This window comes from Nonomuraea sp. NPDC049649, from assembly GCF_040675175.1.
GTDB lineage: Bacteria > Actinomycetota > Actinomycetes > Streptosporangiales > Streptosporangiaceae > Nonomuraea.
Genome location: NZ_JBFAOH010000002.1, coordinates 241,225 through 265,408 on the forward strand (window position 1 = coordinate 241,225; position 24,184 = coordinate 265,408).

A 24,184-nucleotide genomic window follows, 5' to 3' on the forward strand; every position below is an offset into this window, starting at 1 on the left:
GAAAGAGCTAGCCCAGCGCGCCCGGCGGGACCGGGATGGCGGGGAAGGGGTTGTCGGGCAGGAGGATGACGCGGCGCGCGTGCTCGGCGGCGTCCAGGTGGAGCAGCGCGGCCCCGATGCCGGCCGCGCCGACCATGTAGCCGGTGTCGGCCGTCACCTCGCCGGGCCGCAGCCGCCGGTACGCCTGGTACCAGCGGTAGCCCCGCCCGTCGTGGTCGGAGGCCCGGCCGATCAGGTCGCCGGCCAGCGCGCGGGCGAAATCCAGGTGCGCGTGCCGCCCGGTCGCCGCCCACAGGCCGACGAAGAACTCCACCAGGCCCGCCGTGCCGCAGCACTGGCAGGCCACGTTCCAGTAGCCCTCGCTGCGCCGCGCGGGCGCCCCGCTGCGGACGACGCCGTTGGCGAGCCGTTCCGCCCACTCCAGGTCGCCCGGGTCGCCGCCCACCCGGTGCAGCTCGTAGAACATCCGGGCCACGCCCGCCGACCCCGAGCAGAAGCCGAGGTAGTGCAGCCGCCGGGCCTGCGGCACGTGGTGCGGGACGAGCGCGCAGCGCCCGGCCACGACGCTGAGCTCGCGGACGAACCCGGCTCCCCGCCGCGCCGCGTCCAGGAAGGACTCCTCCCCCGTCACCCCGTACAGGCGGGCGAGCAGGAAGGCGGTGCCCGCGGTGCCGGCCAGGAATCCCGGGGTGACCGCGTCCAGCGGCAGCCCGGCGCAGTCGCCGAACCGGTGGCCCGGCACGGGCAGCGCGGCGATGCGCCGCCCCGCCTCGACGGCCGTCTCCTCGTAGGCGGGCGCGCCGAAGTGGGCGGCGGCGCGCAGCAGGCCGAGGACGATGCCGCCGTCGCCGCGCTGGGCCGGGTCGCGGGACCAGCCGCCGTTCTCGCGCCACCTGCCGACCAGGAGGTCGGCGATGGCCGCGGCCTCCACCTCGAAGGCGTCGTCGCCGAGCGCCCACCCGGCCTCCAGGAGCGCGACCATCGTGCCGGTCAGCCCGTGGTACAGGGTGAGGTCGCGCTGCTCGCGCCAGGTGGCGGCGAGCCGGCGGGCGCCGGCGCGGGCGTCCTCCAGGTACGCCTGGTGGCCGGTGGCGGCCGCCAGTTCCAGGAAGAACAGGACGATGCCGGCCGCCCCGGCGTAGAGCGACGACGGCTCCGGGGTGAGCGCCGAGCCGCCGTGCGGGTCGGGATTGGCCAGCCACCGCCTGCCGTGGTCGTCGTCCACGGCGGCCGAGCGGATCCACCTCCCCGCCCTGATGGCCGCGCTCAGCGGGGATTCGGCTCGGGCACGCTGGGGGCGGATCTCGTCCAGGCTCACCGGCCGATTATCCCACACAGTTGGTAGGAATTTGAGGATTACCAGCCGTCGATGTGGAGGACCTGGTCGAGCGGGACCCGGGCGGCGGGCTTGAAGGTGTCACCGGTGTAGTAGGCCGTGGGGATGAGGACGCCCTGGCGCACGTGCGCGGGCAGGCCCAGCAGCTCGGCGATCTCTGCCTCGTACGCCAGATGGAGGGTCGTCCACGCGGTGCCGAGGCCGCGCGCCCGCGCCGCGAGCATGTAACTCCACGCGGCCGGGAGCAGCGACCCCCACAGGCTCGCCTGGCTGCCCTCCGGGAGCCGGCCGCCGGGCACCTCGATGCACGGGATGACCAGCACCGGCACCTCCCCCAGGTGCTCGCCGAGGTAGGCGGAGCTCTCCGAGATGCGCCGCTGCGCCGCCGCGCGGGCGGGGTCGTCCTTGAAGAGCTGCTCGGGGGGCGTCCCGGAGGCGTGGTAGGCGCGTACGGAACGCCCGTAGTACTCGCCGATCCGGGCGCGCAGGCCGGGGTCGATCACCACGATCCAGTGCCAGCCCTGGCGGTTGGCCCCGCTCGGCGCCTGCAAGGCGATCTCCAGGCACTCGCGCACCAGCTCCATCGGCACGGGACGGGTCAGGTCGAGGCGCTTGCGGACGCTGCGGGTGGTGGTAAGCAGCTCGTCGGGACTCAGCGGCAGGGTCGTCATGGACCCATGCTGTCAGCCGGACACCGGCGCGGCGTGTCGCGGGGGCCCGCTTGACAAATTTTACTTATGCCGGGAAAACCCCTGCTGACCTGCGGTTTTGACCTTACTCGGACGCCGCGGGACAGGGCCTGGAGGTTTGTCATACTTGCTTTATTTTTGTCGTTATATGTACGTTCTGGGGTGTTCGCGGTGGCTGATGCCTCAACCCTGAGTCGCCGCATCGATTGACCGGACCGTGCGCTGTCCTGACGGCGTCCCCCTCGCGTCAGGACAGCGCACGGCCGCCGAATCCGCGTCTCGCGGAGCCGGGGACCCACCTCTCTGGGGCGAATCGGACGTACGCGTCCGTAGGGGACTTCCAACCCCGAACCCGTCAGCTAACCCGGTAGGCGGCATGGAAGCAAGGAGTCATCCCTCATGCCCAAGCCTTGGCTTGACGCTGTCCTGACGTACCGTCCCGGCAACCGTCTCAAGGTCGCGCTCGCGGGCGCGCTGCTGGCGGGGACCACCGCCGTCGCCGGCGTGACCGGCACCGCCATCGCCGCCACCGCCACCCCCGCCGACCCCAACCCGGCCGCCGCCCAGCAGCAGGCCACCCTCACATACGGGCAGGACGTCTCGAACTACCAGCCCAACCACGACTGGGTCTCCAGCCCGGCCGAGTTCGGCATCATCAAGGCGACCGAGGGCCTCACCTTCCGCGACCACACCTTCGCCCGCCACTGGGCCGAGCTGGACAAGAAGGGCATCGTCCGGGGCGCCTACCACTACGGGCACCCGCGCAACAACCCGATCGCCGAGGCGGAGCACTTCCTGTCGGTGGTCAACTCCCAGCCCGCCAAGCCCGGCGACCTGCTGGTCCTCGACCTGGAGACCACCAACGGCCGCTCCGTCGCCGAGGTGAACGCCTGGGCCAAGGCCTGGCTGGCGCACGTCGAGTCCAAGACCGGGGTCAAGCCGATCTTCTACAGCGGCTGGCACTTCGCCGACACCTACGGCGCCGGGCTGTCGGAGTACCCGCTCTGGGTGGCCCACTACAGCAAGCCCGCGGGCCAGGTCACCCCGCCGGCCGACTGGACGTCGTGGGCCATCCACCAGTACACCGAGAACCCCATCGACCAGAACGTCTCGCCCCTGACGCCGGACCAGCTCCGCGCCCTGGGCCGCCCGGCCTGACCCGGCGCACGTGGCGCCTCCCTTTTTCGGGGGGCGCCACTTCTCCGTTCTCAGCCGGCCTCGTCCTTGGTCTTGTGCACCGTGCCGTCGGCGTGCTCGGGCGGGCCGTACACCGTGTAGAGGACGAGCGGGCCGGCGCCGGTGTTGACGAAGTTGTGCCGGGTGCCGGCCGGGACGGCGACCAGGTCGCCCGCCCGCACCGGGCGGACCTCGCCGCCGACGCGGGCCTCGCCGGTGCCGGAGACGAAGTGGAGGAGCTGGTCGGTGCCCTCGTGCACCTCGTCGCCGATCTCACCGCCCTCGGGGATGGTCATGGTGACGAGCTGGGTCCGCGTCCCGGTCCATAAGACCCGGCGGAAGTCGGTGCTCTCCTCGGCGACGGTGGCGATCGCGAAATGGTGCACGTCTGGCTCCCGTATCTCACGGTTCATACCGGCTTATGACTCTTGCCTGGGCAAAAGCCGCCATAAACCAAGTTTCCGGGACCGGGACGGGCCACGACAGGGCTGAAGGTCCTTTTCCCGGGGTCCTTCTCCCCGGTCCTTCTCCTCTACTGCCGCCCTGCCTCCATGCGATGGGCTGAGATCGCAAGGCCAACGGCAGAAGGAGGCACGACATGACACGCCGGATCGCGCCGGTCGCCATCGACCCCGCCGACGTCCTGGTCGAGACACGCGGCCCGGTCCGCCTGGGGGCCGTCGAGCACGCCCGGCAGGCCGTGGCCGACCTCACCCGGCTGGCCCACGAGCCCGTGCTGTTCGCAAGAGTCAAGCTGACCGCCCCGCCCTCCCCGGACCCGAAACGGCCCTACACCGCGCAGGCCAACCTCGACGTCAACGGGCGCCTCATCCGCGCCCAGGCCGCCGAATCCTCCATGTACCAGGCGCTCGACGAGCTGGAGGACCGGCTGCGTACCCGGCTGCGGCGCACCGCCCGGCACTGGGGTGAGCTGCGCGGGCGCCACAGCCCGCGGCGGGAGGTGCCGCTGCCGATCCTGCCGCGCCCCGAACACGAACCGGAGATCGTCCGGCGCAAGACGCTCGGCGACTACCGGGTCCCCCCGGACGAGGCGGCCTTCGACATGGAACGGCTCGACTTCGACTTCTACCTGTTCACCGAGGCCGGCAGCGGCCAGGACAGCGTCCTGTACCGGGACGGCGACGGCTACCGGCTGGCGCAGGTGGAACCGCGGCCGGAGGCTCTCGGGAAGGTCGAACTGCCGCTCCACCTCGACCCCGGCCCGGCGCCCCGGCTCACCACCGCGGCGGCGGTGGACCGGCTGGAGGCCAGCGGGCGGCCGTTCGAGTTCTTCGCCGACCCGGAGACCGGCCGCGGCCGGCTCATCTACCACCGCTACGACGGCGGATACGGGCTGATCACGATCGGCTGACCCCGCGAGACCGGCGCCGGTACCCCAGCCCCCTGGGGTACCGGCGCCTTCGCGGTCTAGTGCTCGACGGGGACGCGCTTGCCCGACGGCTTCTCCGCCTCGGACAGCCCCACGCTGACCTCCAGGACGCCGTCCCGGTAGGTCGCCTTGACGTCGTCCGGGTCGGCACCGGGCGGCAGCGCGACCGACCGGCTGAGCGACCCGTACTCGAACTCCGAGCGCCGCGCTTCCTCCCGCTTGCGGGTCTTCTCCGCGTGGATGTGGAGCATGCCCTGGTCCACGGTGATGTCGAGGTCCTTGTCCGGGTCGATGCCGGGCAGCTCGGCCCGGACCACGTAATGGCCGTCGTCCGTGAAGTCCTCGATCCGGACGGGCCTCGAGAACGGCCGCAGGCCGAACATCGGGCTCTCAAGCCACTCGAACAGGTCCGGGAACGACGGGAATCTGACCGTGTCCCTGCGCTCTGGCAGGCTCATGTCGTCCTCCTCTCTCTCGTCCTCACTAGACGTGCCTGCCCCCGAAAGGCCGGTCATCACCTGTCGGCGCAGGTGAGCGCGGCGGCGTTCGCGGCGATCCACCGGCGCCGCCGCCACCCGGCGACCAGCTCGTCGCGGCTCGGCTCTGCGAAGCGGATCCCCCGGCCGAGCACCTCCCCCAGCACCCGCACCTTCTCCGCGGTGGTGAACACCTCCGGGCCGGTCACCACGTACTCCTGCCCGCCGTGACCGCCTCCTCCAGCGGGCTCGTGTCCAGGCCGCCCTTGAGCACCGTCACCCGGCGCACCCCGGCCCGCACGATGGCGGGGCCGTTCGCCAGCGGCGAGTAGCCGGCCCCGCGGTCAGAACCGGTCTGCGATCTTCGCGCTAGCGCTTGCCGTACTTCTTGTGCACGGCCTGCTTGGTGACGCCGATCGCGTGCGCGATCTGCGCCCAGGCCAGCCCCGCCACCCGGGCCCGCCGCACCTGGACGGCCTCCAGCCGCTCGATCTCGCGGCGCAGCGCGGCGGTGGCCCGCAGCGCCAGCAGCGGGTCGTCGTCCTGGGTCTGCCGCACCAGCTCGGCCAGATCGTCCGCCATGCTCTAAAGGTAGTCCAGCAGCAGCCTGGTGACCTCCTCCGGCCGCTCCAGGGCGGGCAGGTGACCCGCCCACTCCAGCTCGACCAGCTCGGCGCCGGTCAGCCGCTCGGCGAGATGGCGGGCGCTCCGGCGGAAGTACGGCAGGTCGTACGGGCCGGTCACGATCAGCGCGGGCACCCGGATCGCGTCCAGGTCGTACTCCGGGGAGAACTCCGAGAGCTCCGGGTCGGCGGCGAGCTGCATGGTGAAGGCGTGCCGCTGCATCGCCGCCACCCGCCGCCGGGTGTCGTCGTCGGCCTCGGGGCCGAGCCAGGTGCGGGCGTTCAGCTCGGCGGCACCCGCCACGTCGCCGGCCTCCAGCAGCCGGTCCTCCTCCGCCCCGAACTCCTGTACGTCGTCGCTCTCGGGCAGATCGGAGCCGGGGTTCATGAGCACCAGCCGGCCGGCGAGCCCGGCGAGCTGCAGCGCGACCGTGCACCCGTACGAGGAGCCCACCAGCGTGGCCCGTTCGATGCCGAGCCCGGCCAGCACCTCGGCCACGTCGCCCGCGTCGCTGTACGGCCCGTCCGCCTCGTACGGCGTGTGCCCGAACCCCCGGTAGTCGACCCTGATCACCTGGAACCGCGCGGCGAGCGCGTCCCAGTGGGCGTCCCACATGCCGGCGTCGGCGGCGCTCGACGGCAGCAGCACCACCGGCTCGCCCTCGCCCGCCCGCTCGTACCAGATCGTCATCGGCCCTCCACCGCCAGCCGCACGCCCAGCCCGATGAGGACCGCGCCGGACACCTGCTCCAGCCGCCGCCTGACCGCGGGCCGCCCGAGCAGGTCCTTGGCCCGGGCCACCGTCCACACCAGCACCCCGTACCAGAGCAGGTCGACCAGCACCCAGAGGAGGGCCAGCGTGAGCAGGGTGAGCGGCACGTTCGCGCCCTGCGGCACGAACTGCGGCAGGAACGACATCGCGAACACGCCCACCTTCGGGTTCGCCGCGCACGTGCCCAGCCCGGCCAGGTAGGCGCGGCGGTTCCCGGCGACCGGCGCGACCTCGGGGGCGGCGCTCTCGCGGCGCGCCTGCCAGAGCGCCTGCGCGCCCATCACGACCAGGGTGACGGCGCCGGCGACCCGCAGGGCGTCGTAGGCGAGCTGCGAGGCCAGCAGCACCGCCGACAGGCCGAACGCGGCGGCCAGCCCCCACAGCAGGATCCCGGTCTCGTTGCCCAGTGTGGCCGCCAGGCCGGAGCGGCGCCCGGAGCGCAGCGTCTGGCGGAGGATGACGGCGGTGCTGACGCCGGGGGCCATAGCCACCAGGACGCACGCGCCGATGAATGCCAAAAGATACATGCCGGGCATCGTTTCAGAGATGAGCACCGTTCACGCATACATTTTTCCGAGCTCCGCCGCCGTCTCGGCCATCAGCGCGCGCAGCTCGGGCGGCCCCAGCACCTCCACGCCCGCGCCCAGGCGCAGCAGCAGCCAGCGGGCGTGGTTGTACGACTCGATGGGGAGGGTGAGCGTCCGGCGGCCCTCGGCGTCGGGCTCGCCCGCCTCGGCCAGCGCGGCCGTCACCACATCCTGGCCCACCGTGTAGGCGAGAAGCTCCTCCATGCCGGAGGCGAGCCTGATCTCGGCGGTCGCGGTGTAGAGCCGTTCGCGGAACTCGGCCGCGTACGACCGCCAGAACGCGGCCAGGTCGAAGCCCCGCGGGCGTTCGAAGCAGCCGGGCTCGGTGGCCAGGGTGAGGATGCGCGCCACCCGGTAGGTACGCGGGTCCCCGCCGGGCGGGGCCGCCACCAGGTACCACGACCCGCCCTTGAGGACGAGTCCGTACGGGTGGACCAGCCGCTCGACGACCCGCGGCCCCCAGCGCCGGTAGGTCATCCGGAGCGGCCGCTGCCCCCACACCGCCTCCGCCACCTCCGTCAGGTGAGGCACGTCGTCGCGCCCCCGGTACCAGCCGGGCACGTCCAGCAGGAACCGCTCCCGCATCTTGGCCGCCTGCGAGCGCGGCTCCGGCGGCAGCGCGGCCAGCAGCTTCAGCTCGGCGGTGGCGGCCACCTCGGCCAGCCCCAGCTCGGCGGCGGTGGCCGGCAGCCCCGCCAGGAACAGCGACGACGCCTCCTCGGCGGTCAGCCCGTTGAGCCGGGTACGGAAGCCGTCGAGCAGCCGGTACCCGCCCGCCGGGCCGCGATCGGCGTAGACCGGCACCCCGGCGGCCGACAGCGCCTCCACGTCGCGGTAGACCGTGCGGACCGACACCTCCAGCTGCTCGGCCAGCTCGGGCGCGGTCATCCGGCCGCGCGTCTGCAACAGCAGGAGAAGGGAGAGCAGGCGGCTGGCGCGCATGCACACCAGCGTAGAACTCGATCAGCCGAACTGCTGCCAGGCCAGCCTGGACACCATCGCGACCACGACGCAGAGCAGCACGATCCGCACGAAGCCGGTGCCGCGCCGGATCGCCATGCGGGCGCCGAGCTGGGCGCCGGCGATGTTGCAGGCGGCCATGCCCAGGCCGAGCGCCCACAGCACGTGCCCGTGCCAGCCGAAGAACAGCAGCGCGCCGACGTTCGTCCCCGTGTTGATGATCTTCGCCGAGGCGGAGGCGGACACGAAGTCCAGCCCGAGCAGCGCGGTGAACGCGATGATCAGGAACGTCCCCGTACCAGGCCCCATGATCCCGTCGTAGAACGCGATTGCGATCCCCGCCGCCAGCACCGCCGTCACCACCCGGGCCCGCGTCCGCAACTGCGGCCGGGCCGCGGCCCCCATCGCCGGGCGCAGCGTGACGAACGCCGCCACCCCGAGCAGGATCACCATCACCAGCGGCCGCAGCACGTCCGCGGAGATGGCCGCCGCGCCGGACGCCCCCAGCGCCGCACTCAGCACCGCCAGCCCCGCCGCGGGCAGCGCGACCGGCCGGTCCACCTTCGTGGTGCGGGTGTACGTGACGGCGGCGGACGCCGTGCCGAAGACCGAGGAGAACTTGTTCGTCGCCATCGCCTCGACAGGCGCCACCCCGGCCACCATCAGCGCCGGAAGCTGCAACAGCCCGCCGCCCCCCACGACGGCGTCCACCCACCCCGCCCCGGCGGCGGCCACCAGCAACATGAGGACCTGCTCCAGCGGCACGCCACTACTCCCCCGAAACCCCAACGAATCCCCGCAAGCGTAGCGATCCCCCGCCCCCGCCGATCCCCCCGCCCCAGCCACAACCCCGCACCGGTACACCAGCCCAGCACGGACACTCACCTCAACCGCCACCCGGGACGGAAAAAGGCACCACACCAACCCCACCCCGCAATTCCGCAAGGCGACCGCTTTACGCCAGCGGTGCTCAACGCCCATTTCACGGCGGGCACGAGAAAGCGGAGAAGGTGCAATCCGCCAAACCCACAAGGGAACGCCGACGCGGAAATCCGACCTGACGCGGAACAGCGCGAGGTGCCCTCCACATGCGAGGCGAGGCATGCACAATGACCGACCCGTACAAAGCCCGGCTGCCTGCGGACACAAGCCGCCCCCGTACAACCCGTACTCACGAGACCCCCGTGCGGCCCGCGCGAGACCCCCGTATGACCGCGCAGACAGGACCCCCATACGGCCCGTGCGCGCGCGAGACCCCCCGTACAACCCCCGCACACGAGACCCCCTTGCGGCCCGTGTTCGCGAAGGAAGGCGGGCGCCCGGAGCCCATGAACCGGGCGCCCGCGGCTCAGCGGGCGGGCGCGGGGGACCGCTTGCGGGAGGCGTAGACGTCGTCGATCAGCCGGTAGGTGCGCGCCTGCTCGGCGGTGAAGATCCGGTCGCGTTCGATGTCGCGCCTGATCTCCAGGGGGCTCCGCCCGGTGTGCCGGGAGAGGATCTCCTCCTGCTGGTCGCGCATCCGCAGGATCTCCCGGGCGTGGATCTCCAGGTCGCTCGACTGGCCCCGGCCGCCCTCGGTGGCGGGCTGGTGGAGCAGGATGCGGGCGTGCGGCAGCGCGGCCCGTTTGCCCGGGGTGCCCGCCGCCAGCAGCACCGCGGCCGCGGACGACGCCTCGCCGACGCAGACGGTGTGGATCTCCGGCCGGATGAACCGCATGGTGTCGTAGATGGCGGTCATCGCGGTGAACGAGCCGCCCGGCGAGTTGATGTAGAGGTTGACGTCCTGGTCGGGGGCGATCGATTCGAGGGTGAGCAGCTGGGCCATGACGTCGTTGGCCGCGGTGTCGTCGATCGGGGTGCCGAGGAAGATGACCCGGTCCTCGAAGAGCTTGTTGTACGGGTTCATCTCCCTGACGCCGTAGGAGGTGCGCTCGGTGAAGGAGGGCAGCACGTATCGCCCGCTCACGTCAGTTCATCCCTTCGGCGATGTGGTCGACGAACCCGTACTCCAGCGCCTCCCGCGCGGTGAACCACCGGTCGCGGTCGGAGTCGGCCTGGATGCGCTCCAGCGGCTGGCCGGTGTGGCGGGCGATGATCTCGGCGAGGCGGCGCTTGGTGTAGAGCAGGTTCTCGGCCTGGATCTGGATGTCGGCGGCCGAGCCGCCGATGCCGCCGAGCGGCTGGTGCATCACGATGCGGGCGTTGGGCAGGGCGTAGCGCTTGCCGGGCGCGCCCGCGCAGAGCAGCAGCTGCCCCATGGAGGCGGCGAACCCCATCGCGACCGTCGCCACGTCGCACGGCACGAACTGCATCATGTCGTACAGCGCCATGCCCGCCTGCACGGAACCGCCCGGTGAATTGATGTAGAGCGTGATATCCCGTTCGGGGTCCTCGGCCGCCAGCAATAGGAGCTCGCCGCACAGCCGGTTGCATATGTCGTCGTCCACTTCCTGGCCGAGAACGAGGATGCGTTCTTTCAGCAGGCGCTGGCCGAGCTGGTCAGGCCAGTGGGTGCGCGCGTTATCCGTCATGGACTCCGCCTTTCCGCCGCGTACCGATTACATCGAGAACGCTAAGCCCGTACGCGCCGGAGAAAAGAATGTTTTCGCTGGGGGCGCATTTCTCTGAAAGCGCATTCCACCAAGAGCGAATAATGCTCGACATAGAATCCGCGGTGTGAGATGGAACCTCCTGGCCCGGCGGTGGGCGTGCCTGATCCTCGGCGGGGCGCTGCTGATGCCGTACATGATGGCGGGGGTGCTGGTCGCCGGGTGGGCGCAGCGGGACTCGGCCACCGAGCTGCTGATGCCGGTGCAGCTCGGCGTGTTCGCCGGGGTGCTGCCGGTGGTGGCACTGACCGGCCTGTTCCTGCCGGTGCGGGCGCTGGAGGTGAACGCGGCGCAGAGCCTGCTGGGCGCCGGAGTCGAGACCGCCCCGCAGGAGGGCCCGCGCTCCTGGCAGGAACGGCGGCGCACCGCCGCCTGGTACACCCTGCACCTGGCGATCGGCGGCGTGGTCAGCGGCTGCACGCTGGCGATCGTGCCGTTCACGGCGGTGTCCACGGCAGTGCCGTTCATGGGCGACCCGTCAGAGGTGCTGGGCGTGCGGGTGGAGCCCGGCTGGGCGTCGATCGGCTGGCCCTTCGCGGGGCTGGCCATGCTGGCGCTGCTCGTCCTGCTGGTGACCTGGTCGGGCGGGCTGCTGGCCAGGCTCGCCCCCGCCCTGCTCGGTCCCACCCCGGCGGAGCGGCTGGCCGCGGCCGAGGAGCGGGCCCGGGTGCTGGCCCAGCGCAACCGGCTGGCCCGCGAGCTGCACGACTCGGTCGGGCACGCGCTCAGCGTCGTCACCCTCCAGGCCGCCGCCGCGAGCCGGATCCTCGACCGCGACCCCGGCACGGCCAAGACGGCGCTGCGGGCGATCGAGGAGTCCGCCCGGGCGGCCCTGGAGGACCTGGACCACGTCCTCGGCGTCCTGCGCGAGGGCCACGACCGGACACCCCGGGCCACGCTCGCGGACCTGGACGCCCTGGTGCGCTCCTGCGGCGCCGAAGTGCGCCAGGACATAGGCGATCTGTCGTCCGTACCCGCCCTGGTCTCCCGGGAGGCCTACCGCATCGTCCAGGAGGCGCTCACCAACGCCCTCAAACACGGCCGCGGCCCCGTCCACCTCTCCGCCCACGTCCGCGACGACTCCCTCCACCTGCGCATCACCAACCCCCTGCGCTCCGCCGCGGGCAGCCCCACCACCTTTCGCACACCGTACGAGACAAGAAGCGGGCTGGACGGCCCGCACGCCCCCTCCACCCTCGGCTCACGGGACGCGACAGGACCAAACGGAGACGCCGGCCCCCTGGGCCCACCGGACGATCGCGGAGGTACAGGGCTGGACGGACCGCACGCCCCTTCCACCACCCTCGGCCCACCGGACGACCGGGGAGGAAGAGGGCTGGACGGGATACGGGAGAGGGTCCGGCTGCTGCGGGGTGAGGTCACGGCGGGGCCCGGCAGCGACGGGTGGCAGGTGGCCGCGCGGTTGCCGCTACGGTCGGAGGCATGACGATCAGGGTCGTGCTGGCCGACGACGAGGCCCTCATCCGGGCCGGGCTGCGCATCATCCTCGACTCCGAGCCGGGCCTGGCCGTGGTGGGCGAGGCCGCCGACGGCGCCGCCGTGCTGCCCGTGGTGCGGCAGGAGCGGCCGGACGTGGTGCTGATGGACGTGCGCATGCCCGCGCTGGACGGCATCGAGGCCACCCGGAGGCTGCTCGCCCTGGACGACCCGCCCAAGGTCCTCGTGGTGACGACGTTCGAGAACGACGACTACGTGTACGACGCGCTGCGCGCCGGCGCCGACGGGTTCCTGCTGAAGCGGACCAGGCCGGACGAGCTGGTGCGGGCGGTGAAGCTGGTGGCGTCCGGCGAGTCGCTGCTGTTCCCCGCCGCCATCCGCGCCCTGGCCGCCCGCCGCCCCGCAAGGCGGGTCCCCGGGGTCGACCGGCTCACCGGGCGGGAGGGCGACGTGCTGCGGCTGATGGCCCGGGGCCTGTCGAACAGCGAGATCGCCGCCGAGCTGGTGGTGAGCCCCGAGACGGTCAAGACGCATGTGGGCAACGTGCTCACCAAGCTGGGCGCCCGCGACCGCACGCAGGCGGTCATCGCCGCCTACGAGTCGGGCTTCGTCTCCCCCGGCTGACCGGTGACGATCTCGGCGACGGGCAGCCCCGAGAGCTCCGCCGCCGTCTTGCCCGTCTCGGCCATCACCCGGTCCACCAGCCGCAGCCCGACCGCGTACCCGGCCATGTCCGGGATGCCCTTGGGCTCCTGCCCGAACCGGCGGGTGGCGCTGTCGCCGAGCACGTACGCGGGCGTGTTCATCATGCCCTGCAGCCCGAAGTCCGCCATGATCCGCTCGTACGCCAGGTCGAAGGCGTCCCCGGCCACCATCGACGACCACGGCCCCATCGCCTCCGGCCCCGACAGCTCGCGCACGAACGCCTCCGCCAGCCCTTCGGCGATCACGTGCTCGCCGACGGTGACGGTCCGCGGGTTCCATTCCACGTTCGTGTACCGCACGTTGTGGTGGAACTCGTGCACGGCGCAGTGCGCGATCCGCCCGATGACGTGCTCGTCCGGCCAGGCCAGCAGGTAGAGCCAGCCGGGGGAGCCGCCCATGCCGAAGTAGCCGCCCGCGGTGGTCATCAGGTGCTCGTCGTCGGGGTTGCCGAGGACGAACATCACCTGCAAGGTGTCGGCCTGCTTCAGGTGCCCCAGCGCCGCTGAGGCGCGTTCCAGCTCGCGCTCCACCTGGCCGAGCACGTCCGCCGAGGCGAGCCGGTCGAGCGCGGCCAGGTAGCGGGGGTCCTCGGCGTCGACGCGGAAGCCGCCGCCGCCGTGGTGGATGTCGACGATGTCACCCGGCATCGGGATCTCACCGCGGATGGGGGCCAGCATCTCCCGCAGCGCGTCGGGCCTCCGCTCCAGCGGCTCCCGCAGGATCCGGGCCATCTCGGAGACCGTGTCGTGAACGATGAACTTCATGCGGGGAACGCTAAACCCTCCCGTTACGGGAGAGTCAAAGCTGCGGATCCCCGGAGGAGTCGCCGCCGGGCGAGCGGCCGGGCGTCTCCTGCCCGCTCTCGGGGGGCGAGGGCGACGGCGACCGGGTGGGCTCCTGCGGCTCCGGCGAGGTCGGCGTCGGCGGCGGCGTCGGCATGAACTGGGTCGGCGGCAGCTGCTGCGGCATCGGGGCGTCGCCGGAGCGGCCGAGCAGCATCAGCAGCAGGAAGATCGTGGCCAGCAACAGCAGCAGCAACAGCGCCAGCGTTGCCAGCAGCACGCGCTTGCGCGTCTCGGTGAGCGGCCGCCGCCTGACCGGCGGCGCGAGCGCCGGCGCCCGGTCGGTCAGCCAGTACGGGACGAAGTCCGGGCCGTGCGCCTGCCCGATGAGCGTGCCGCCCACCATGACCGGCTCCAGGAACCGCTCGGCGCCCGGCCCGCCCGGCACGTACGGGACGGCCACCCACGGCGCCCGGCCGGTGTCGGCCCCCAGCACCGGCGGCGCGTCCTCCAGCACGGCGCTCCGCGCCCGCCCGCCGCGCGCGAACCAGCCGCGCACGCCTCCCTGCTCCGGCGCCGCCTCCTTGATCGCGGTGACGAACCGGTCGCGCGCCGCCGGGTCGAACGCGGCGCCCCGGGTCAGCAGGGCCAGCGAGACCGCGCGCCCGTCAGGCCCCTGGGCCAGGTAGACGAACCCGGCGGGGGCGGTGTGCAGGCGCGCCTGGACCACGTACGGACCGAGCCGTGGTGGATCGCCGAACTGAAGCGGACTGGCCACATCTGCCATGAAAGCACAGACGTGGCGTCGTGCAGGTTTGCGGCACCTTTGGTGGAATAGCGTCATGAGCGTCGCCGAAGAGCTGCCTGGCGGATCGGACGCGGAGGTGCTGCGTCAAGCCCTCGACGAGGTCCGGCGTGTCATCGTCGGGCAGGAGCACATGGTCGAGAGGCTGGTCGTGGCGCTGCTGGCGCGCGGTCACTGCCTGCTGGAAGGCGTCCCTGGCGTCGCCAAGACCCTCGCCGCGTCCACCCTGGCCACCGTCGTGGGCGGCACGTTCGCCCGGATCCAGTTCACGCCCGACCTGGTGCCGAGCGATATCGTCGGCACCCGCGTCTACCATCCGTCCACCGAGAAGTTCGACGTCGAGCTGGGCCCGGTGTTCGTTAACTTCCTGCTCGCCGACGAGATCAACCGCGCGCCCGCCAAGGTGCAGTCGGCGCTGCTGGAGGTCATGGCCGAGCGCCAGGTCACGCTCGCCGGCGTCACACATCCGCTGCCCAGGCCGTTCATCGTGCTGGCCACCCAGAACCCGATCGAGTCCGAGGGCGTCTATCCGCTGCCCGAGGTGCAGCGCGACCGGTTCCTGTTCCGGGTGCGGGTGCCGCACCCGAGCGCGCACGAGGAGCTGCAGATCCTGCAGCGCATGAGCGTCACCCCGCCCGCCCCGTCCCGGGTGCTGGACCCGGAGCGGCTGATGGCCCTGCAGCGGACGGCCGAGAACGTCTCGGTCCACCAGCTCGTGGCCGACTACGTGGTACGGCTCGTCATGGCCACCCGCGCCCCCGCCGACTACGGCCTGCCCGACCTGGTCGACACCATCGAGGTGGGCGTCAGCCCGCGCGCCACGCTCGGCCTGGTCTCGGCGGGGCGGGCGCTGGCGGTGCTGCGCGGGCGCGACTACCTGCTGCCCGACGACGTGCGCGACGTGGCCGTGGACGTCATGTCCCACCGGCTCATGCTCACCTTCGACGCCCTCGCCGACGGCGTCGACCCGGAGGAGGTCGTCCGCCAGATCCTGCACGCCGTCCCGCCGCCCCTCGTGGTCTGGAACCAGAACCGTTGAGCGGCATATGAGCAGCACAGCCGAGCAGGCCCTGCGCCGCCTGGAGCTCACCGTCATGAGGCGGCTCGACGGCCTGCTGCACGGCGCCCACCGGGGGCTGCTGCCCGGCACCGGCAGCGAGGCCGGCGACAGCCGCGTCTACGTGCCCGGCGAGGACGACGTGCGGCGCATGGACTGGAACGTCACCGCCCGTACGACCGTCCCGCACGTGCGCGACCTGGTCGCCGACCGCGAGCTGGAGACGTGGGCGCTGGCCGACCTGTCGCCCAGCATGGACTTCGGCACCGCCGACACCGACAAGCGCGACCTGGTCGTCGCCGCCGTGGGAGCGATCGGGTTCCTGTCCAGCCGGATGGCCGACCGGTTCGGCGCGCTCGTCATCCACGACGAGCACATCCACCGGATGCCCGCCCGCACCGGCAGGCCCGCCCTGTACGGGCTGCTGAGCGCCCTCATGGACGCCCCGCGCGGCCAGGTCGTGGCCGACCCGCCCGACCTCGCCGAGGGCATCGACGTGCTGGCCGCCACCCGCAGGCGGCGCGGCATGCGGGTGATCGTCTCCGACTTCCTGGACGCCGCCCCCACCCTGGACCCCGACGCGGAACGCCCGTGGGAGCGCCCGCTGCGCCGCCTGGCGGCCCGTCACCAGGTGCTGGCCGTCGAGGTGATCGACCCGCGCGAGCTGGAGCTGCCCGACGTGGGGCGCGTCGCGTTCGCCGACCCGGAGACCGGGCAGGTACGCGACGTGCACCTGTCCCCGAAAGTCCGCCGTGCGTACGCGGAGGCCGCGGCCCTCCAGCGGGAGGGCACCCGCCTCGCGCTGCGCCGCGCCGGCGTCGCCCATCTGGTGCTGCGCACCGACCGGGACTGGGTGTTCGACGTCGCGCAGTTCGTCCTGCGCCAGCGGCGCATGAGCCATCTGGCACACCGGAAGGTGAACCCTTGACGTTCCTGTCGCCCGCCTGGCTGTGGCTGTTCGCGGTGCTGGTGCTCCTCATCGCCGGGTACGTGGCGGCGCAGTTCGCCCGGCGCCGCTACACCGTGCGCTTCACCAACCTGGCCCTGCTCAACCTGGTCGCGCCCGGCGGCCCCGGCTGGCGGCGTCACGTGCCGCCCGTGCTGTTCCTCGTCATGATGTCGCTGCTGGTCCTCGGCGCCGCCCGCCCCGCCGGGGAGGTACGGGTGCCGCGCGACCGGGCCACCATCATGATCGCGCTCGACGTGTCGCTGTCCATGGACGCGGCCGACGTCGAGCCCGACCGGATCACCGCGGCCAAGTCGGCCGCCCAGGCGTTCGTGCGGGAGCTGCCCGACCGGTTCAACGTCGGCGTGGTGGCCTTCGCCCGCTCCGCCAACGTGGTCATCTCCCCCACCACCGACCATCAGGCGGTGGAGACCGCCATCGGCAACCTGACCACCCGGCCGGGCACCGCCATCGGCGAGGCGGTGTTCAACTCGCTCGACGCGATCCGCAACTTCGACCAGGAGGCGAGCAACGACCCGCCGCCGGCGGCGATCGTGCTGCTGTCCGACGGGGACAACACCTCGGGCCGCTCGGTGCGCGAGGCCACCGACGCCGCCCAGCAGGGCCACGTGCCGGTCTCCACGATCGCCTACGGCACGCCCGACGGCACCGTCTCGATCGACGGCCGCCCGGTGAACGTGCCGGTCAACAAGCAGACCCTGCAGTCGCTGTCCGACGGCACCAGCGGCCGCGCCTACACCGCCGAGTCGAGCCGGCAGCTGCGGGAGGTCTACGAGCAGATCGGCACCTCGCTCGGCTACAAGGTGGTCAAGCAGGAGATCACCCACCAGTTCATCCTCGGGGCGCTCTTCGCCGGCCTGCTGGTGGCGGGCGCCGCGGTCCTGTTCGGTACGCGGATCCCGTAACGTTCTGCGCTGTGGGGCACTACTTCTCCGAACGGCCGGAGGCCGAGCGCAGGCCGGGTCAGGCCGACCTCGTCCTGCCGGACCTGCATCTGCGGCTGGAGACCGACAGCGGCGTCTTCTCCCCCGATCGGGTGGATCTGGGCACGAAGATCCTGCTGGAGACCGTCCCGCCGCCGCCGCAGCACGGCGACCTGCTCGACCTGGGCTGCGGCTACGGGCCGATCGCGCTGACGATGGCCTCCCGCGCGCCCGGGGCGACCGTGTGGGCCGTCGACGTGAACCGGCGGGCCGTCGAGCTGACGGCGCGGAACGCCCGGGCCGCCCGCCTTGACAAAGTAAGGTCCGTGCATGTGGACGAGGTCCCCGACGACGTGACGTTCCAGGCGATCTGGTCCAATCCCGCCATCCGCATCGGCAAGGCGGCCCTGCACGAAATGCTCACCAGGTGGCTGTCGCGGCTGGCTCCCGGCGGCGCGGCCTACCTGGTCGTCCAGAAACACCTGGGCTCCGACTCCCTGCAGCGCTGGCTGGGCGAGCAGGGCTGGCGGGCCTCCCGCGAGGCCTCCAGGGCCTCCTACCGCGTACTGAGGGTCGAACGATGAGAAGGCAACTGCGCCCCACCGACGTCAAGCGGCTCAACCGCACCTGGCGCAGGAACACCGCCAACCGGCTGGCGCTGATCCTGGAGTCCGTCACCGGCCCGTTCAACGTCGGGTCGATCTTCCGTACCGCCGCCGCGTTCGGCGTCGAGCAGATCTGGCTGGCCGGCAACGCCACCCCGCCCACCAACCCCAAGGCGGGCAAGACCGCGCTCGGCACCGAGCGGCTGGTGACCTGGCACCCTCCGGTGCCCGCGACGGAGGCGGTCAAGGCGGCCAGGGACGACGGCTTCACCGTCCTGGCGGTCGAGCTGACCGCGGAGGCGGTGCCGCTGCACCGGGCTGCGCTCGACCGCGACGTGTGCCTGGTCGTCGGCAGCGAGGACCACGGCTGCTCCCCCGCCCTGCTGGACTCCGCCGACGGCGTCTGCTACATCCCTCAGGTAGGGCGGGTCGGCTCGGTCAACGTGGCGGTCGCGGCCGCCATCGCGCTGGCCGAGGCACGCCGCCAGGAATGGCAGAATCTCCCCGATTCGTAACCTTAACGTTCACCCGCGGAAGGCATACTTCTGATCGTGCTCAGCCGCCGATTCGCCTTTCTCGACCATCCGGGCCCGCTGGCCTTCGCCCACCGGGGCGGGGCGCTGGAGGGGGCGGAGAACTCGTTCGAGGCGTTCGAACGTGCCGTCCGGCTCGGCTACACCTATCTGGAGACCGACGCGCACGCCACCTCCGACGGCGTGCTGATCGCCTTTCACGACCACACGCTCGACCGGGTCACCGACCGCAAGGGCCGCATCTCGGAGCTGCCCTACCGCGTGGTCAAGCAGGCCCGCATCGACGGCGTCCACGAGATCCCGAAGCTGGAGGACCTGCTCGGCACCTGGCCCGAGGCCCGCTTCAACATCGACGTCAAGGAGTCGGCGGCGATCGCGCCGCTGGCCGAGGCCATCCGGCGGACCAACTCCTACGACCGGATCTGCCTCACCTCCTTCTCCGACGAACGGCTGACCCTGGCCAGGGCGGCGATCGGGCGGGAGGTGTGCTCGGCGCTCGGGCCGCGCGGCGTGGCCGCGCTCCGGGCCGCCGCCGCCACCTCCGGCTACGGCCGCCTGCTGGCCCGGCTGAAACGCGCGGCCATCCCCTGCGCGCAGGTGCCGGTCGGCTTCCGCGGCCTGCGGGTCACCACCCGCAACCTGGTGCGGACGGCGCACGCCATCGGCATGCAGGTCCACGTGTGGACCGTCAACGACACCGCCCGGATGGAACACCTGCTCGACCTGGGCGTCGACGGCATCATGACCGACAACATCACCGGCCTGCGCGGCGTCCTGGAGCGGCGCGGCCTATGGCATCCCGGCCGCATGGCCGCCTAGGAGCGACCCGACACCATGTCCGAACCCGCACCCCCCGCGGCGTCCGATCCCCCCGCAGAGTCGCCGGCCGCGCGCCGGCGCGAGCAGCGCGGCTGGTACGTCTACGACTGGGCCAACTCGGCCTTCTACACCACGATCATCTCCGTCTTCCTCGGCCCGTACATCATCGAGATCGCCAAGACGGCGGCGTGCGCCAAGGACTTCCCCCGGCTCGACGCCGCCGCCTGCGTGAGCGACTTCGACCGGCTCACCGTGCAGAACCCGGGCCTGGGATACGTGGACGTGTACGGCATGGACGTCCGGCCGGCCGCCTTCTTCGGCCTGATCACGACCGTGGCGGTGCTGCTGCAGATCGTGATCCTGCCGATGGTGGGCGCGCTGGCCGACCACACCGGCCGCAAGCGGGAGATGCTCGGCATCTTCGCCTACGCGGGCGCGCTGGCCGCGATGGGCCTGTACTTCCTCGAGGGCGACCGCTACCTGCTCGGCGGCTGGCTGTTCGTGCTGGCCAACCTGGGTTACGGCGCCTCGGTCGTCGTCTACGACTCGTTCCTGCCGCAGATCTCCACACCGGACGAACGCGACCGGGTGTCGTCGCGCGGCTGGGCGATCGGCTACCTGGGCGGCGGGCTGCTGCTGGCGCTCAACCTGGTGCTCTTCCTGAACTACGAGGGTCTCGGGCTGACGCAGGGCCACGCGGTGCGGATCGCGATGGCGTCGGCCGGGCTGTGGTGGGCGGTCTTCACGATCGTGCCGCTGCTGCGGCTGCGCAACCGGCCGGTCCCGGCGCACGAGGGCACCGCGCTGGGATCGGTGGGCGGCAGCTTCCGCCAGCTCTGGCGTACGATCAAGGAGCTGCGCCGCTACCCGCTGACGCTGCTGTTCCTGCTGGCCTACCTGATCTACAACGACGGCATCCAGACGGTCATCGGCAACAGCGCGGCCTTCGCCTCCGAGGCGCTCAAGCTGGAGCGCGACGTCCAGATCTCGGCCATCCTCATGGTGCAGTTCGTCGCCTTCTTCGGCGCGCTGCTGCTGGGACGGCTGGCGGAGCGGTTCGGCACCAAGCGCACGGTGCTGGCCAGCATCGTGGTGTGGACGGCGATCGTGCTGATGGCGATGTTCGTCCGCGAGGGGCAGGCGTTCCAGTTCTACCTCATGGCCTTCGCCATCGCGATCGTGCTGGGCGGCACGCAGGCGCTGTCGCGCTCGCTGTTCTCCCAGGTGATCCCGAAGGGCAAGGAGGCCGAGTACTTCAGCCTGCTGCAGATCAGCGACAAGGGCTCGGCGTTCATCGGCGCGCTGACCGTGACGATCGCGCTGCAGCTCACCAACAGCTACCGCATCGCCATCATGTCGATGGTCATCTTCTTCGTGCTCGGGTTCGTGCTGCTGGCACTGGTGAACCTGCCCAAGGCGATCCGCGCGGCGGGCAACGAGGTGCCGAGCAACATCTGACTCTGCGGAACGGCGCGCTCTCCCGCCGCTGCTCAGCGCGGCGGCGGGCCGCCGGAGCCCGCTGCCGCGGCAACTCCTCGGCGGTAGGGCGATTGGATCACCCTGCGGGTGGGAATCCCATCACGGTACCAAGCGTTACACACCGTGGGAGACAGACCCCCCACGCATGGGGGCCCTGTAGGAGGCATTAGAACATGGGCGAGCGCGCGCTTCGTGGCACCCGGCTCGGGGCAACCAGCTACGAGAACGACCGTAACACGGATCTGGCTCCGCGCCAGGAGGTGTCTTACACCTGCCCCAAGGGGCATCGTTTCGAGGTACCGCTTGCCGTCGAAGCTGAGATCCCGGCGACCTGGGAGTGCCGCATGTGCGGCGCGACCGCGCTGCGGGTCGACGGCGAGCAGCCGGAGTCGAAGAAGGTGAAGCCGCCGCGGACTCACTGGGACATGCTCCTGGAGCGGCGGTCCATCGAAGATCTGGAAGAGGTGCTCAACGAGCGGCTGGCGGTCCTGAGGGCCCAGCGCCGCAAGAGCGCCTGACGACACTCTCACGGTGAACCCCCCGGGCCGGCGGCCCGGGGGGTTCCGTCGTTCTCAGTCGGCGTCTTCTCAGTCGGTGTCTTCTCAATCGGTGTCGTCGCGGATGACCTCGCCGTGCACAACCTTCGCGCGCGGCTCGCCGCCCCGGGCGTCCGACGGCGCCGGGCCGGGCTGGGGCGGGAACAGGTTCGCGTACGGGGAAGCCTCGGCCATCCGCTTGACCCGGCGCTCGAAGAACCATCCGCCGAGCCGCCGCGCCCACGGCCGGGTGAACGGCAGGATGCACAGCAGGCCGACCAGGTCGCTGAAGAAGCCCGGCGTCACCAGGAGCAGGCCGCCCGCCAGCACGAGCGCCGCGTCGGCCAGCTCCCGCTCGGGCAGCACGCCGGTCCGCATCGACTCCTGCAGATCGCGCCAGGCCCGGCGCCCCTCACGCCGCATCAGCCAGGAGCCGAACACCGCGGCCGCCGCCAGCAGCCCGACGGTCTGCCAGCCGCCGATCACCGATCCGACCTGGATCAGCAGCCACACCTCCAGCACGGGGACCACCAGGAAGACCAGGAAGAGCAGGAGCCGCATCGTCGCCTCGTTTCCGCAAACGTCTTACAGCAAGTACAACGCCCGGAACCGCCGCCGCGTTCCGATGAGTCAGGTGCGCCGGCCGCGCAGCCGCGCGGGCATCCCGGTGACGCCCCACTGGAAGATCCGCCAGAACGCCTCGCCCATCACCCGGCCGCTCATCTTGCTGGTGCCGACCGTACGCTCCACGAACGTGATCGGCACCTCCGCGACCCGCAGCCCGTGACGGCAGGTCCGCAGCGTCAGGTCGACCTGGAAGCAGTAACCCTGCGACTCCACGTCGGCCAGCCCGATCTTCTCCAGCGTCGAGGCGCGGTAGGCGCGGAAGCCCGCGGTGGCGTCGCGCACCGGCAGGCCGAGCATGATCCGCGTGTAGAGGTTGGCGCCGCGGGACAGCAGCTCGCGCGAGGCCGGCCAGTTACGGACCTTGCCGCCCGGCACGTAGCGCGACCCGATCGCCAGGTCGGCGCCGTCGGACAGCGCCGTCAGCAGCTTGTGGAGCTCCTCCGGCTGGTGGGAGCCGTCGGCGTCCATCTCCACCAGCACGTCGTAGCCCTCGCCCAGCCCCCACCGGAAGCCCGCGATGTAGGCGGCGCCGAGCCCCTGCTTGGCCGGCCGGTGCAGGACGTGGATGTGGTCGTCCGCCGAGGCGAGCTTGTCGGCGATCTCGCCGGTGCCGTCGGGGCTGTTGTCGTCGGCCACCAGCATGTGGGCCGCGGGCAGGGCGGCCCGCAGCCGCTCGGTGATCCTCGGCAGGTTCTCGCGCTCGTTGTAGGTCGGGACGATGACCAGCACCCGGCCGAGCGTCTCCATCGTCAGTCGCTCCCCATCATCCGGTCGGCCCGGCGCCCGCGCCGGGCGGCGACGACGGTGGCCGCCGCGCCCAACATCATCAATGCCCACTCAGGAGCCGCGCCGACCCTCGTGGCGATGGTCTTTTCGGTACGTACCGGCACCGTCACGACGGTGCTGTCGGCGACGAGTTCCTCGGTGTGCCACGAGACCTTACCGTCGGGCGTGACAAATGCGGAGATGCCTGTGGTGGCGGCCGTGACGACCGCCCGGTTGTGCTCGACGGCCCGCAGCTTCGACATGGCCAGCTGCTGCCAGGGCAGGTTGGACTCGGCGTAGGAGGCGTTGTTGGTCTGCACCACGATCGGCGTCCCCCCGGCCCGGACGGTCTCGCGCACGGTGCCGTCGTAGGCCACCTCGTAGCAGTTGACGGCGCCGACGGTGACCGGGCCCATCTTCAGGTCGCCCGGCCCGCTGCCGGGGACGGACTGCCTGCCGACCAGGTGGGCCCGCTCGTACAGGGCGAGCACGAGGTCCTTGAACGGCGTGTACTCGCCGAACGGCACCAGGTTCTGCTTGTCGTAGTAGTCGCCGGGTCCGGTCTCCGGGTCCCACACCAGGCTGCGGGTGGCCCGGTGCTCGTCGCCGATCGCCACCACCGCGCCGACCAGGGTGGGCACGCCGATGTCGCGCACCGAGTCGTGGATGACGCGGTGGGCGGTCGCGTCGGTGTACGGGTCGATGTCGGTGGAGTTCTCCGGCAGCACCACCAGATCGGGTTCGGGCAGTTCGCCGGCGCGGACCCGCGCGGCCAGCCGCTTGGTCTCCTCGGCGTGGTTGCGCAGCACGACCGCGGGCTCGTCGCCCAGGGCGTACATGCCGCGGCCCGGCACGCTGCCCTGGACGATGCCGACGTTGACGGTGCGGCCCTCGTCCTGCGGCCTGGGCACGGCCAGCGCGATCACGGGCACGGCCAGGGCCAGCGCGACCGGGACGGCCCGCAGCAGGCCCGTGCGCGGCCGTACGAGCACCGCGTGCGCGAGCAGGGCGCCGCAGACGGCCACGGCGAACGACACCATCGGCGCGCCGCCCAGCGCCGCGTACGGGGTGAACACCGACTCGCCCTGGCTGAAGGCGACCCGCGCCCACGGGAACCCGCCGACCGGGACGAGCCCGCGGATCCACTCCATCCCCACCCAGAGCGCCCCGAACCAGATCGGCCACGCCCGCAGCCGGAAGACCGGGGCGGCCGCGGCGGCCATGGCCGCGTAGAACAGGCTCTCGACGCCGACCAGCATGACCCAGATGTCGGCGCCGAGCGCGCTGACCCAGACGAGCGTGGGCGCCAGGAACACGACCGCGGCCAGGTAGCCGATCCAGGCCGCCCTCTTCGGCCGCGTCCCGTACAGGGAACCGGCGATCAGCGCCAGCCCGGCCGGGGCGCACAGCCACCAGTCGAGCGGCGGGAACGCCAGATAGAGCAGCACGCCGCCGACGACGGCGGCGGCCAGCCGTGCGGCCAGCACCCGCCGCGGCTCCGTCTC

29 protein-coding genes and 1 riboswitch are annotated in these 24,184 nt (G+C 72.2%); of the genes, 12 read left to right on the forward strand and 17 right to left on the reverse strand.

The window, feature by feature from the left end:
- Positions 1 to 7 precede the first annotated feature (7 nt).
- Positions 8 to 1,318 carry a lanthionine synthetase LanC family protein gene (locus AB0J42_RS04360; protein WP_364288753.1) on the reverse strand — a complete coding sequence of 437 codons (1,311 nt, stop codon included), beginning with the start codon at positions 1,316 to 1,318 and terminating at the stop codon, positions 8 to 10.
- Between the two features lie 38 nt (positions 1,319 to 1,356).
- A complete protein-coding gene (locus AB0J42_RS04365) occupies positions 1,357 to 2,007 on the reverse strand; it encodes a nitroreductase family protein (protein ID WP_364288755.1) in 651 nt (216 codons plus the stop codon).
- A 272-nt stretch (positions 2,008 to 2,279) separates the two neighbouring features.
- Positions 2,280 to 2,414: riboswitch (cyclic di-AMP (ydaO/yuaA leader) on the forward strand.
- Between the two features lie 10 nt (positions 2,415 to 2,424).
- On the opposite strand from AB0J42_RS04365, the gene AB0J42_RS04370 reads away from it, so the two are divergent.
- The gene (locus tag AB0J42_RS04370; RefSeq protein ID WP_364288757.1) at positions 2,425 to 3,183 is read left to right on the forward strand and encodes a GH25 family lysozyme; all 759 of its coding nucleotides are present in this window, start codon (positions 2,425 to 2,427) and stop codon (positions 3,181 to 3,183) included.
- Positions 3,184 to 3,233: 50 nt separating this feature from the next.
- Here AB0J42_RS04370 and AB0J42_RS04375 read toward each other — a convergent pair whose 3' ends face one another.
- A complete protein-coding gene (locus AB0J42_RS04375) occupies positions 3,234 to 3,587 on the reverse strand; it encodes a cupin domain-containing protein (RefSeq protein WP_364288759.1) in 354 nt (117 codons plus the stop codon).
- A gap of 212 nt (positions 3,588 to 3,799) precedes the next feature.
- Between AB0J42_RS04375 and AB0J42_RS04380 the strand changes: the two genes are divergently transcribed.
- Positions 3,800 to 4,573 carry a sigma 54 modulation/S30EA ribosomal C-terminal domain-containing protein gene (locus tag AB0J42_RS04380; protein ID WP_364288761.1) on the forward strand — a complete coding sequence of 258 codons (774 nt, stop codon included), beginning with the start codon at positions 3,800 to 3,802 and terminating at the stop codon, positions 4,571 to 4,573.
- A 56-nt stretch (positions 4,574 to 4,629) separates the two neighbouring features.
- Here the strand turns inward: AB0J42_RS04380 and AB0J42_RS04385 are convergent, their stop codons facing one another.
- The 9 genes from AB0J42_RS04385 to AB0J42_RS04425 all read right to left on the reverse strand — a co-directional run bounded on the left by AB0J42_RS04385 (position 4,630) and on the right by AB0J42_RS04425 (position 10,540).
- Positions 4,630 to 5,049 (reverse strand): Hsp20/alpha crystallin family protein, encoded by a 420-nt coding sequence (locus tag AB0J42_RS04385; RefSeq protein WP_364288763.1) that lies wholly within the window; start codon positions 5,047 to 5,049, stop codon positions 4,630 to 4,632.
- A gap of 56 nt (positions 5,050 to 5,105) precedes the next feature.
- Positions 5,106 to 5,276 carry a hypothetical protein gene (locus AB0J42_RS04390; protein WP_364288765.1) on the reverse strand — a complete coding sequence of 57 codons (171 nt, stop codon included), beginning with the start codon at positions 5,274 to 5,276 and terminating at the stop codon, positions 5,106 to 5,108.
- Between the two features lie 160 nt (positions 5,277 to 5,436).
- Positions 5,437 to 5,649 carry a hypothetical protein gene (locus AB0J42_RS04395; RefSeq protein WP_364288767.1) on the reverse strand — a complete coding sequence of 71 codons (213 nt, stop codon included), beginning with the start codon at positions 5,647 to 5,649 and terminating at the stop codon, positions 5,437 to 5,439.
- 3 nt (positions 5,650 to 5,652) lie between these two features.
- Positions 5,653 to 6,381, reverse strand: coding sequence for an alpha/beta hydrolase (locus AB0J42_RS04400; RefSeq protein WP_364288769.1), 729 nt, complete (start codon positions 6,379 to 6,381; stop codon positions 5,653 to 5,655).
- Complete coding sequence (locus tag AB0J42_RS04405; RefSeq protein WP_364288771.1) at positions 6,378 to 6,989, reverse strand: LysE family translocator; 612 nt, start codon at positions 6,987 to 6,989, stop codon at positions 6,378 to 6,380. The genes AB0J42_RS04400 and AB0J42_RS04405 overlap by 4 nt, the downstream gene beginning before the upstream one ends.
- 30 nt (positions 6,990 to 7,019) lie before the next feature.
- Positions 7,020 to 7,991 carry a transcriptional regulator gene (locus AB0J42_RS04410; protein WP_364288773.1) on the reverse strand — a complete coding sequence of 324 codons (972 nt, stop codon included), beginning with the start codon at positions 7,989 to 7,991 and terminating at the stop codon, positions 7,020 to 7,022.
- A 21-nt stretch (positions 7,992 to 8,012) separates the two neighbouring features.
- Positions 8,013 to 8,774: a TSUP family transporter gene (locus tag AB0J42_RS04415; protein WP_364288775.1), complete on the reverse strand. Its 762-nt coding sequence runs from the start codon at positions 8,772 to 8,774 to the stop codon at positions 8,013 to 8,015.
- A 583-nt stretch (positions 8,775 to 9,357) separates the two neighbouring features.
- Entirely contained in the window at positions 9,358 to 9,975 is a 618-nt protein-coding gene (locus AB0J42_RS04420) for an ATP-dependent Clp protease proteolytic subunit (RefSeq protein ID WP_364288777.1), read from the reverse strand.
- A 1-nt stretch (position 9,976) separates the two neighbouring features.
- On the reverse strand, positions 9,977 to 10,540 hold the full coding sequence (locus tag AB0J42_RS04425; protein WP_364288779.1) for an ATP-dependent Clp protease proteolytic subunit: 564 nt from the start codon (positions 10,538 to 10,540) through the stop codon (positions 9,977 to 9,979).
- Positions 10,541 to 10,685: 145 nt separating this feature from the next.
- Here AB0J42_RS04425 and AB0J42_RS04430 point away from each other — a divergent pair, with 145 nt between their 5' ends.
- Together AB0J42_RS04430 and AB0J42_RS04435 are read left to right on the forward strand one after the other, a co-directional pair.
- On the forward strand, positions 10,686 to 12,065 hold the full coding sequence (locus AB0J42_RS04430; RefSeq protein WP_364288781.1) for a histidine kinase: 1,380 nt from the start codon (positions 10,686 to 10,688) through the stop codon (positions 12,063 to 12,065).
- The gene (locus tag AB0J42_RS04435; protein ID WP_364288783.1) at positions 12,062 to 12,700 is read left to right on the forward strand and encodes a response regulator transcription factor; all 639 of its coding nucleotides are present in this window, start codon (positions 12,062 to 12,064) and stop codon (positions 12,698 to 12,700) included. The genes AB0J42_RS04430 and AB0J42_RS04435 overlap by 4 nt, the downstream gene beginning before the upstream one ends.
- Here the strand turns inward: AB0J42_RS04435 and AB0J42_RS04440 are convergent.
- Both AB0J42_RS04440 and AB0J42_RS04445 read right to left on the reverse strand, forming a co-directional pair.
- The gene (locus tag AB0J42_RS04440) at positions 12,670 to 13,545 is read right to left on the reverse strand and encodes a DUF2268 domain-containing putative Zn-dependent protease (RefSeq protein WP_364288785.1); all 876 of its coding nucleotides are present in this window, start codon (positions 13,543 to 13,545) and stop codon (positions 12,670 to 12,672) included. The two genes, AB0J42_RS04435 and AB0J42_RS04440, sit on opposite strands and share 31 nt — an antisense overlap.
- A gap of 34 nt (positions 13,546 to 13,579) precedes the next feature.
- Positions 13,580 to 14,350 carry a hypothetical protein gene (locus AB0J42_RS04445; RefSeq protein WP_364288787.1) on the reverse strand — a complete coding sequence of 257 codons (771 nt, stop codon included), beginning with the start codon at positions 14,348 to 14,350 and terminating at the stop codon, positions 13,580 to 13,582.
- Between the two features lie 55 nt (positions 14,351 to 14,405).
- On the opposite strand from AB0J42_RS04445, the gene AB0J42_RS04450 reads away from it, so the two are divergent.
- From AB0J42_RS04450 to AB0J42_RS04485, 8 genes are all read left to right on the forward strand, one after another.
- A complete protein-coding gene (locus tag AB0J42_RS04450; protein WP_364288789.1) occupies positions 14,406 to 15,407 on the forward strand; it encodes an AAA family ATPase in 1,002 nt (333 codons plus the stop codon).
- 7 nt (positions 15,408 to 15,414) lie between these two features.
- Complete coding sequence (locus AB0J42_RS04455) at positions 15,415 to 16,353, forward strand: DUF58 domain-containing protein (RefSeq protein WP_364288791.1); 939 nt, start codon at positions 15,415 to 15,417, stop codon at positions 16,351 to 16,353.
- Entirely contained in the window at positions 16,350 to 17,297 is a 948-nt protein-coding gene (locus AB0J42_RS04460; RefSeq protein ID WP_364288793.1) for a VWA domain-containing protein, read from the forward strand. Before AB0J42_RS04455 ends, AB0J42_RS04460 begins: the two co-directional genes overlap by 4 nt.
- Positions 17,298 to 17,308: 11 nt before the next feature.
- Complete coding sequence (locus AB0J42_RS04465) at positions 17,309 to 17,899, forward strand: methyltransferase (protein WP_364288795.1); 591 nt, start codon at positions 17,309 to 17,311, stop codon at positions 17,897 to 17,899.
- Positions 17,896 to 18,435 carry a TrmH family RNA methyltransferase gene (locus tag AB0J42_RS04470; RefSeq protein ID WP_364288797.1) on the forward strand — a complete coding sequence of 180 codons (540 nt, stop codon included), beginning with the start codon at positions 17,896 to 17,898 and terminating at the stop codon, positions 18,433 to 18,435. Before AB0J42_RS04465 ends, AB0J42_RS04470 begins: the two co-directional genes overlap by 4 nt.
- Before the next feature lie 36 nt (positions 18,436 to 18,471).
- Positions 18,472 to 19,272 carry a glycerophosphodiester phosphodiesterase family protein gene (locus AB0J42_RS04475; RefSeq protein WP_364288799.1) on the forward strand — a complete coding sequence of 267 codons (801 nt, stop codon included), beginning with the start codon at positions 18,472 to 18,474 and terminating at the stop codon, positions 19,270 to 19,272.
- Between the two features lie 15 nt (positions 19,273 to 19,287).
- Positions 19,288 to 20,730 (forward strand): MFS transporter, encoded by a 1,443-nt coding sequence (locus tag AB0J42_RS04480; RefSeq protein ID WP_364288801.1) that lies wholly within the window; start codon positions 19,288 to 19,290, stop codon positions 20,728 to 20,730.
- A gap of 194 nt (positions 20,731 to 20,924) precedes the next feature.
- Positions 20,925 to 21,269 carry an RNA polymerase-binding protein RbpA gene (locus AB0J42_RS04485; protein ID WP_364288803.1) on the forward strand — a complete coding sequence of 115 codons (345 nt, stop codon included), beginning with the start codon at positions 20,925 to 20,927 and terminating at the stop codon, positions 21,267 to 21,269.
- 84 nt (positions 21,270 to 21,353) lie between these two features.
- Here the strand turns inward: AB0J42_RS04485 and AB0J42_RS04490 are convergent, their stop codons facing one another.
- From AB0J42_RS04490 to lnt, 3 genes are all read right to left on the reverse strand, one after another.
- Complete coding sequence (locus AB0J42_RS04490; protein WP_364288805.1) at positions 21,354 to 21,848, reverse strand: FxsA family protein; 495 nt, start codon at positions 21,846 to 21,848, stop codon at positions 21,354 to 21,356.
- 69 nt (positions 21,849 to 21,917) lie between these two features.
- Positions 21,918 to 22,661, reverse strand: a complete 744-nt coding sequence (locus tag AB0J42_RS04495) for a polyprenol monophosphomannose synthase (RefSeq protein WP_364288807.1) — start codon at positions 22,659 to 22,661, stop codon at positions 21,918 to 21,920.
- A gap of 2 nt (positions 22,662 to 22,663) precedes the next feature.
- Entirely contained in the window at positions 22,664 to 24,166 is a 1,503-nt protein-coding gene (lnt, locus tag AB0J42_RS04500) for an apolipoprotein N-acyltransferase (protein WP_364288809.1), read from the reverse strand.
- Between the last annotated feature and the right edge of the window lie 18 nt (positions 24,167 to 24,184).

Bases quoted from the DNA above. Each gene is read 5' to 3' on its own strand.
- AB0J42_RS04365 (WP_364288755.1), bottom strand. From the start codon at position 2,007: ATGACGACCCTGCCGCTGAGTCCCGACGAGCTGCTTACCACCACCCGC.
- AB0J42_RS04370 (WP_364288757.1), top strand. From the start codon at position 2,425: ATGCCCAAGCCTTGGCTTGACGCTGTCCTGACGTACCGTCCCGGCAAC.
- AB0J42_RS04380 (WP_364288761.1), top strand. From the start codon at position 3,800: ATGACACGCCGGATCGCGCCGGTCGCCATCGACCCCGCCGACGTCCTG.
- AB0J42_RS04385 (WP_364288763.1), bottom strand. From the start codon at position 5,049: ATGAGCCTGCCAGAGCGCAGGGACACGGTCAGATTCCCGTCGTTCCCG.
- AB0J42_RS04395 (WP_364288767.1), bottom strand. From the start codon at position 5,649: ATGGCGGACGATCTGGCCGAGCTGGTGCGGCAGACCCAGGACGACGAC.
- AB0J42_RS04400 (WP_364288769.1), bottom strand. From the start codon at position 6,381: ATGACGATCTGGTACGAGCGGGCGGGCGAGGGCGAGCCGGTGGTGCTG.
- AB0J42_RS04405 (WP_364288771.1), bottom strand. From the start codon at position 6,989: ATGTATCTTTTGGCATTCATCGGCGCGTGCGTCCTGGTGGCTATGGCC.
- AB0J42_RS04410 (WP_364288773.1), bottom strand. From the start codon at position 7,991: ATGCGCGCCAGCCGCCTGCTCTCCCTTCTCCTGCTGTTGCAGACGCGC.
- AB0J42_RS04425 (WP_364288779.1), bottom strand. From the start codon at position 10,540: ATGACGGATAACGCGCGCACCCACTGGCCTGACCAGCTCGGCCAGCGC.
- AB0J42_RS04435 (WP_364288783.1), top strand. From the start codon at position 12,062: ATGACGATCAGGGTCGTGCTGGCCGACGACGAGGCCCTCATCCGGGCC.
- AB0J42_RS04440 (WP_364288785.1), bottom strand. From the start codon at position 13,545: ATGAAGTTCATCGTTCACGACACGGTCTCCGAGATGGCCCGGATCCTG.
- AB0J42_RS04445 (WP_364288787.1), bottom strand. From the start codon at position 14,350: ATGGCAGATGTGGCCAGTCCGCTTCAGTTCGGCGATCCACCACGGCTC.
- AB0J42_RS04450 (WP_364288789.1), top strand. From the start codon at position 14,406: ATGAGCGTCGCCGAAGAGCTGCCTGGCGGATCGGACGCGGAGGTGCTG.
- AB0J42_RS04455 (WP_364288791.1), top strand. From the start codon at position 15,415: ATGAGCAGCACAGCCGAGCAGGCCCTGCGCCGCCTGGAGCTCACCGTC.
- AB0J42_RS04470 (WP_364288797.1), top strand. From the start codon at position 17,896: ATGAGAAGGCAACTGCGCCCCACCGACGTCAAGCGGCTCAACCGCACC.
- AB0J42_RS04480 (WP_364288801.1), top strand. From the start codon at position 19,288: ATGTCCGAACCCGCACCCCCCGCGGCGTCCGATCCCCCCGCAGAGTCG.
- AB0J42_RS04485 (WP_364288803.1), top strand. From the start codon at position 20,925: ATGGGCGAGCGCGCGCTTCGTGGCACCCGGCTCGGGGCAACCAGCTAC.
- AB0J42_RS04490 (WP_364288805.1), bottom strand. From the start codon at position 21,848: ATGCGGCTCCTGCTCTTCCTGGTCTTCCTGGTGGTCCCCGTGCTGGAG.
- AB0J42_RS04495 (WP_364288807.1), bottom strand. From the start codon at position 22,661: ATGGAGACGCTCGGCCGGGTGCTGGTCATCGTCCCGACCTACAACGAG.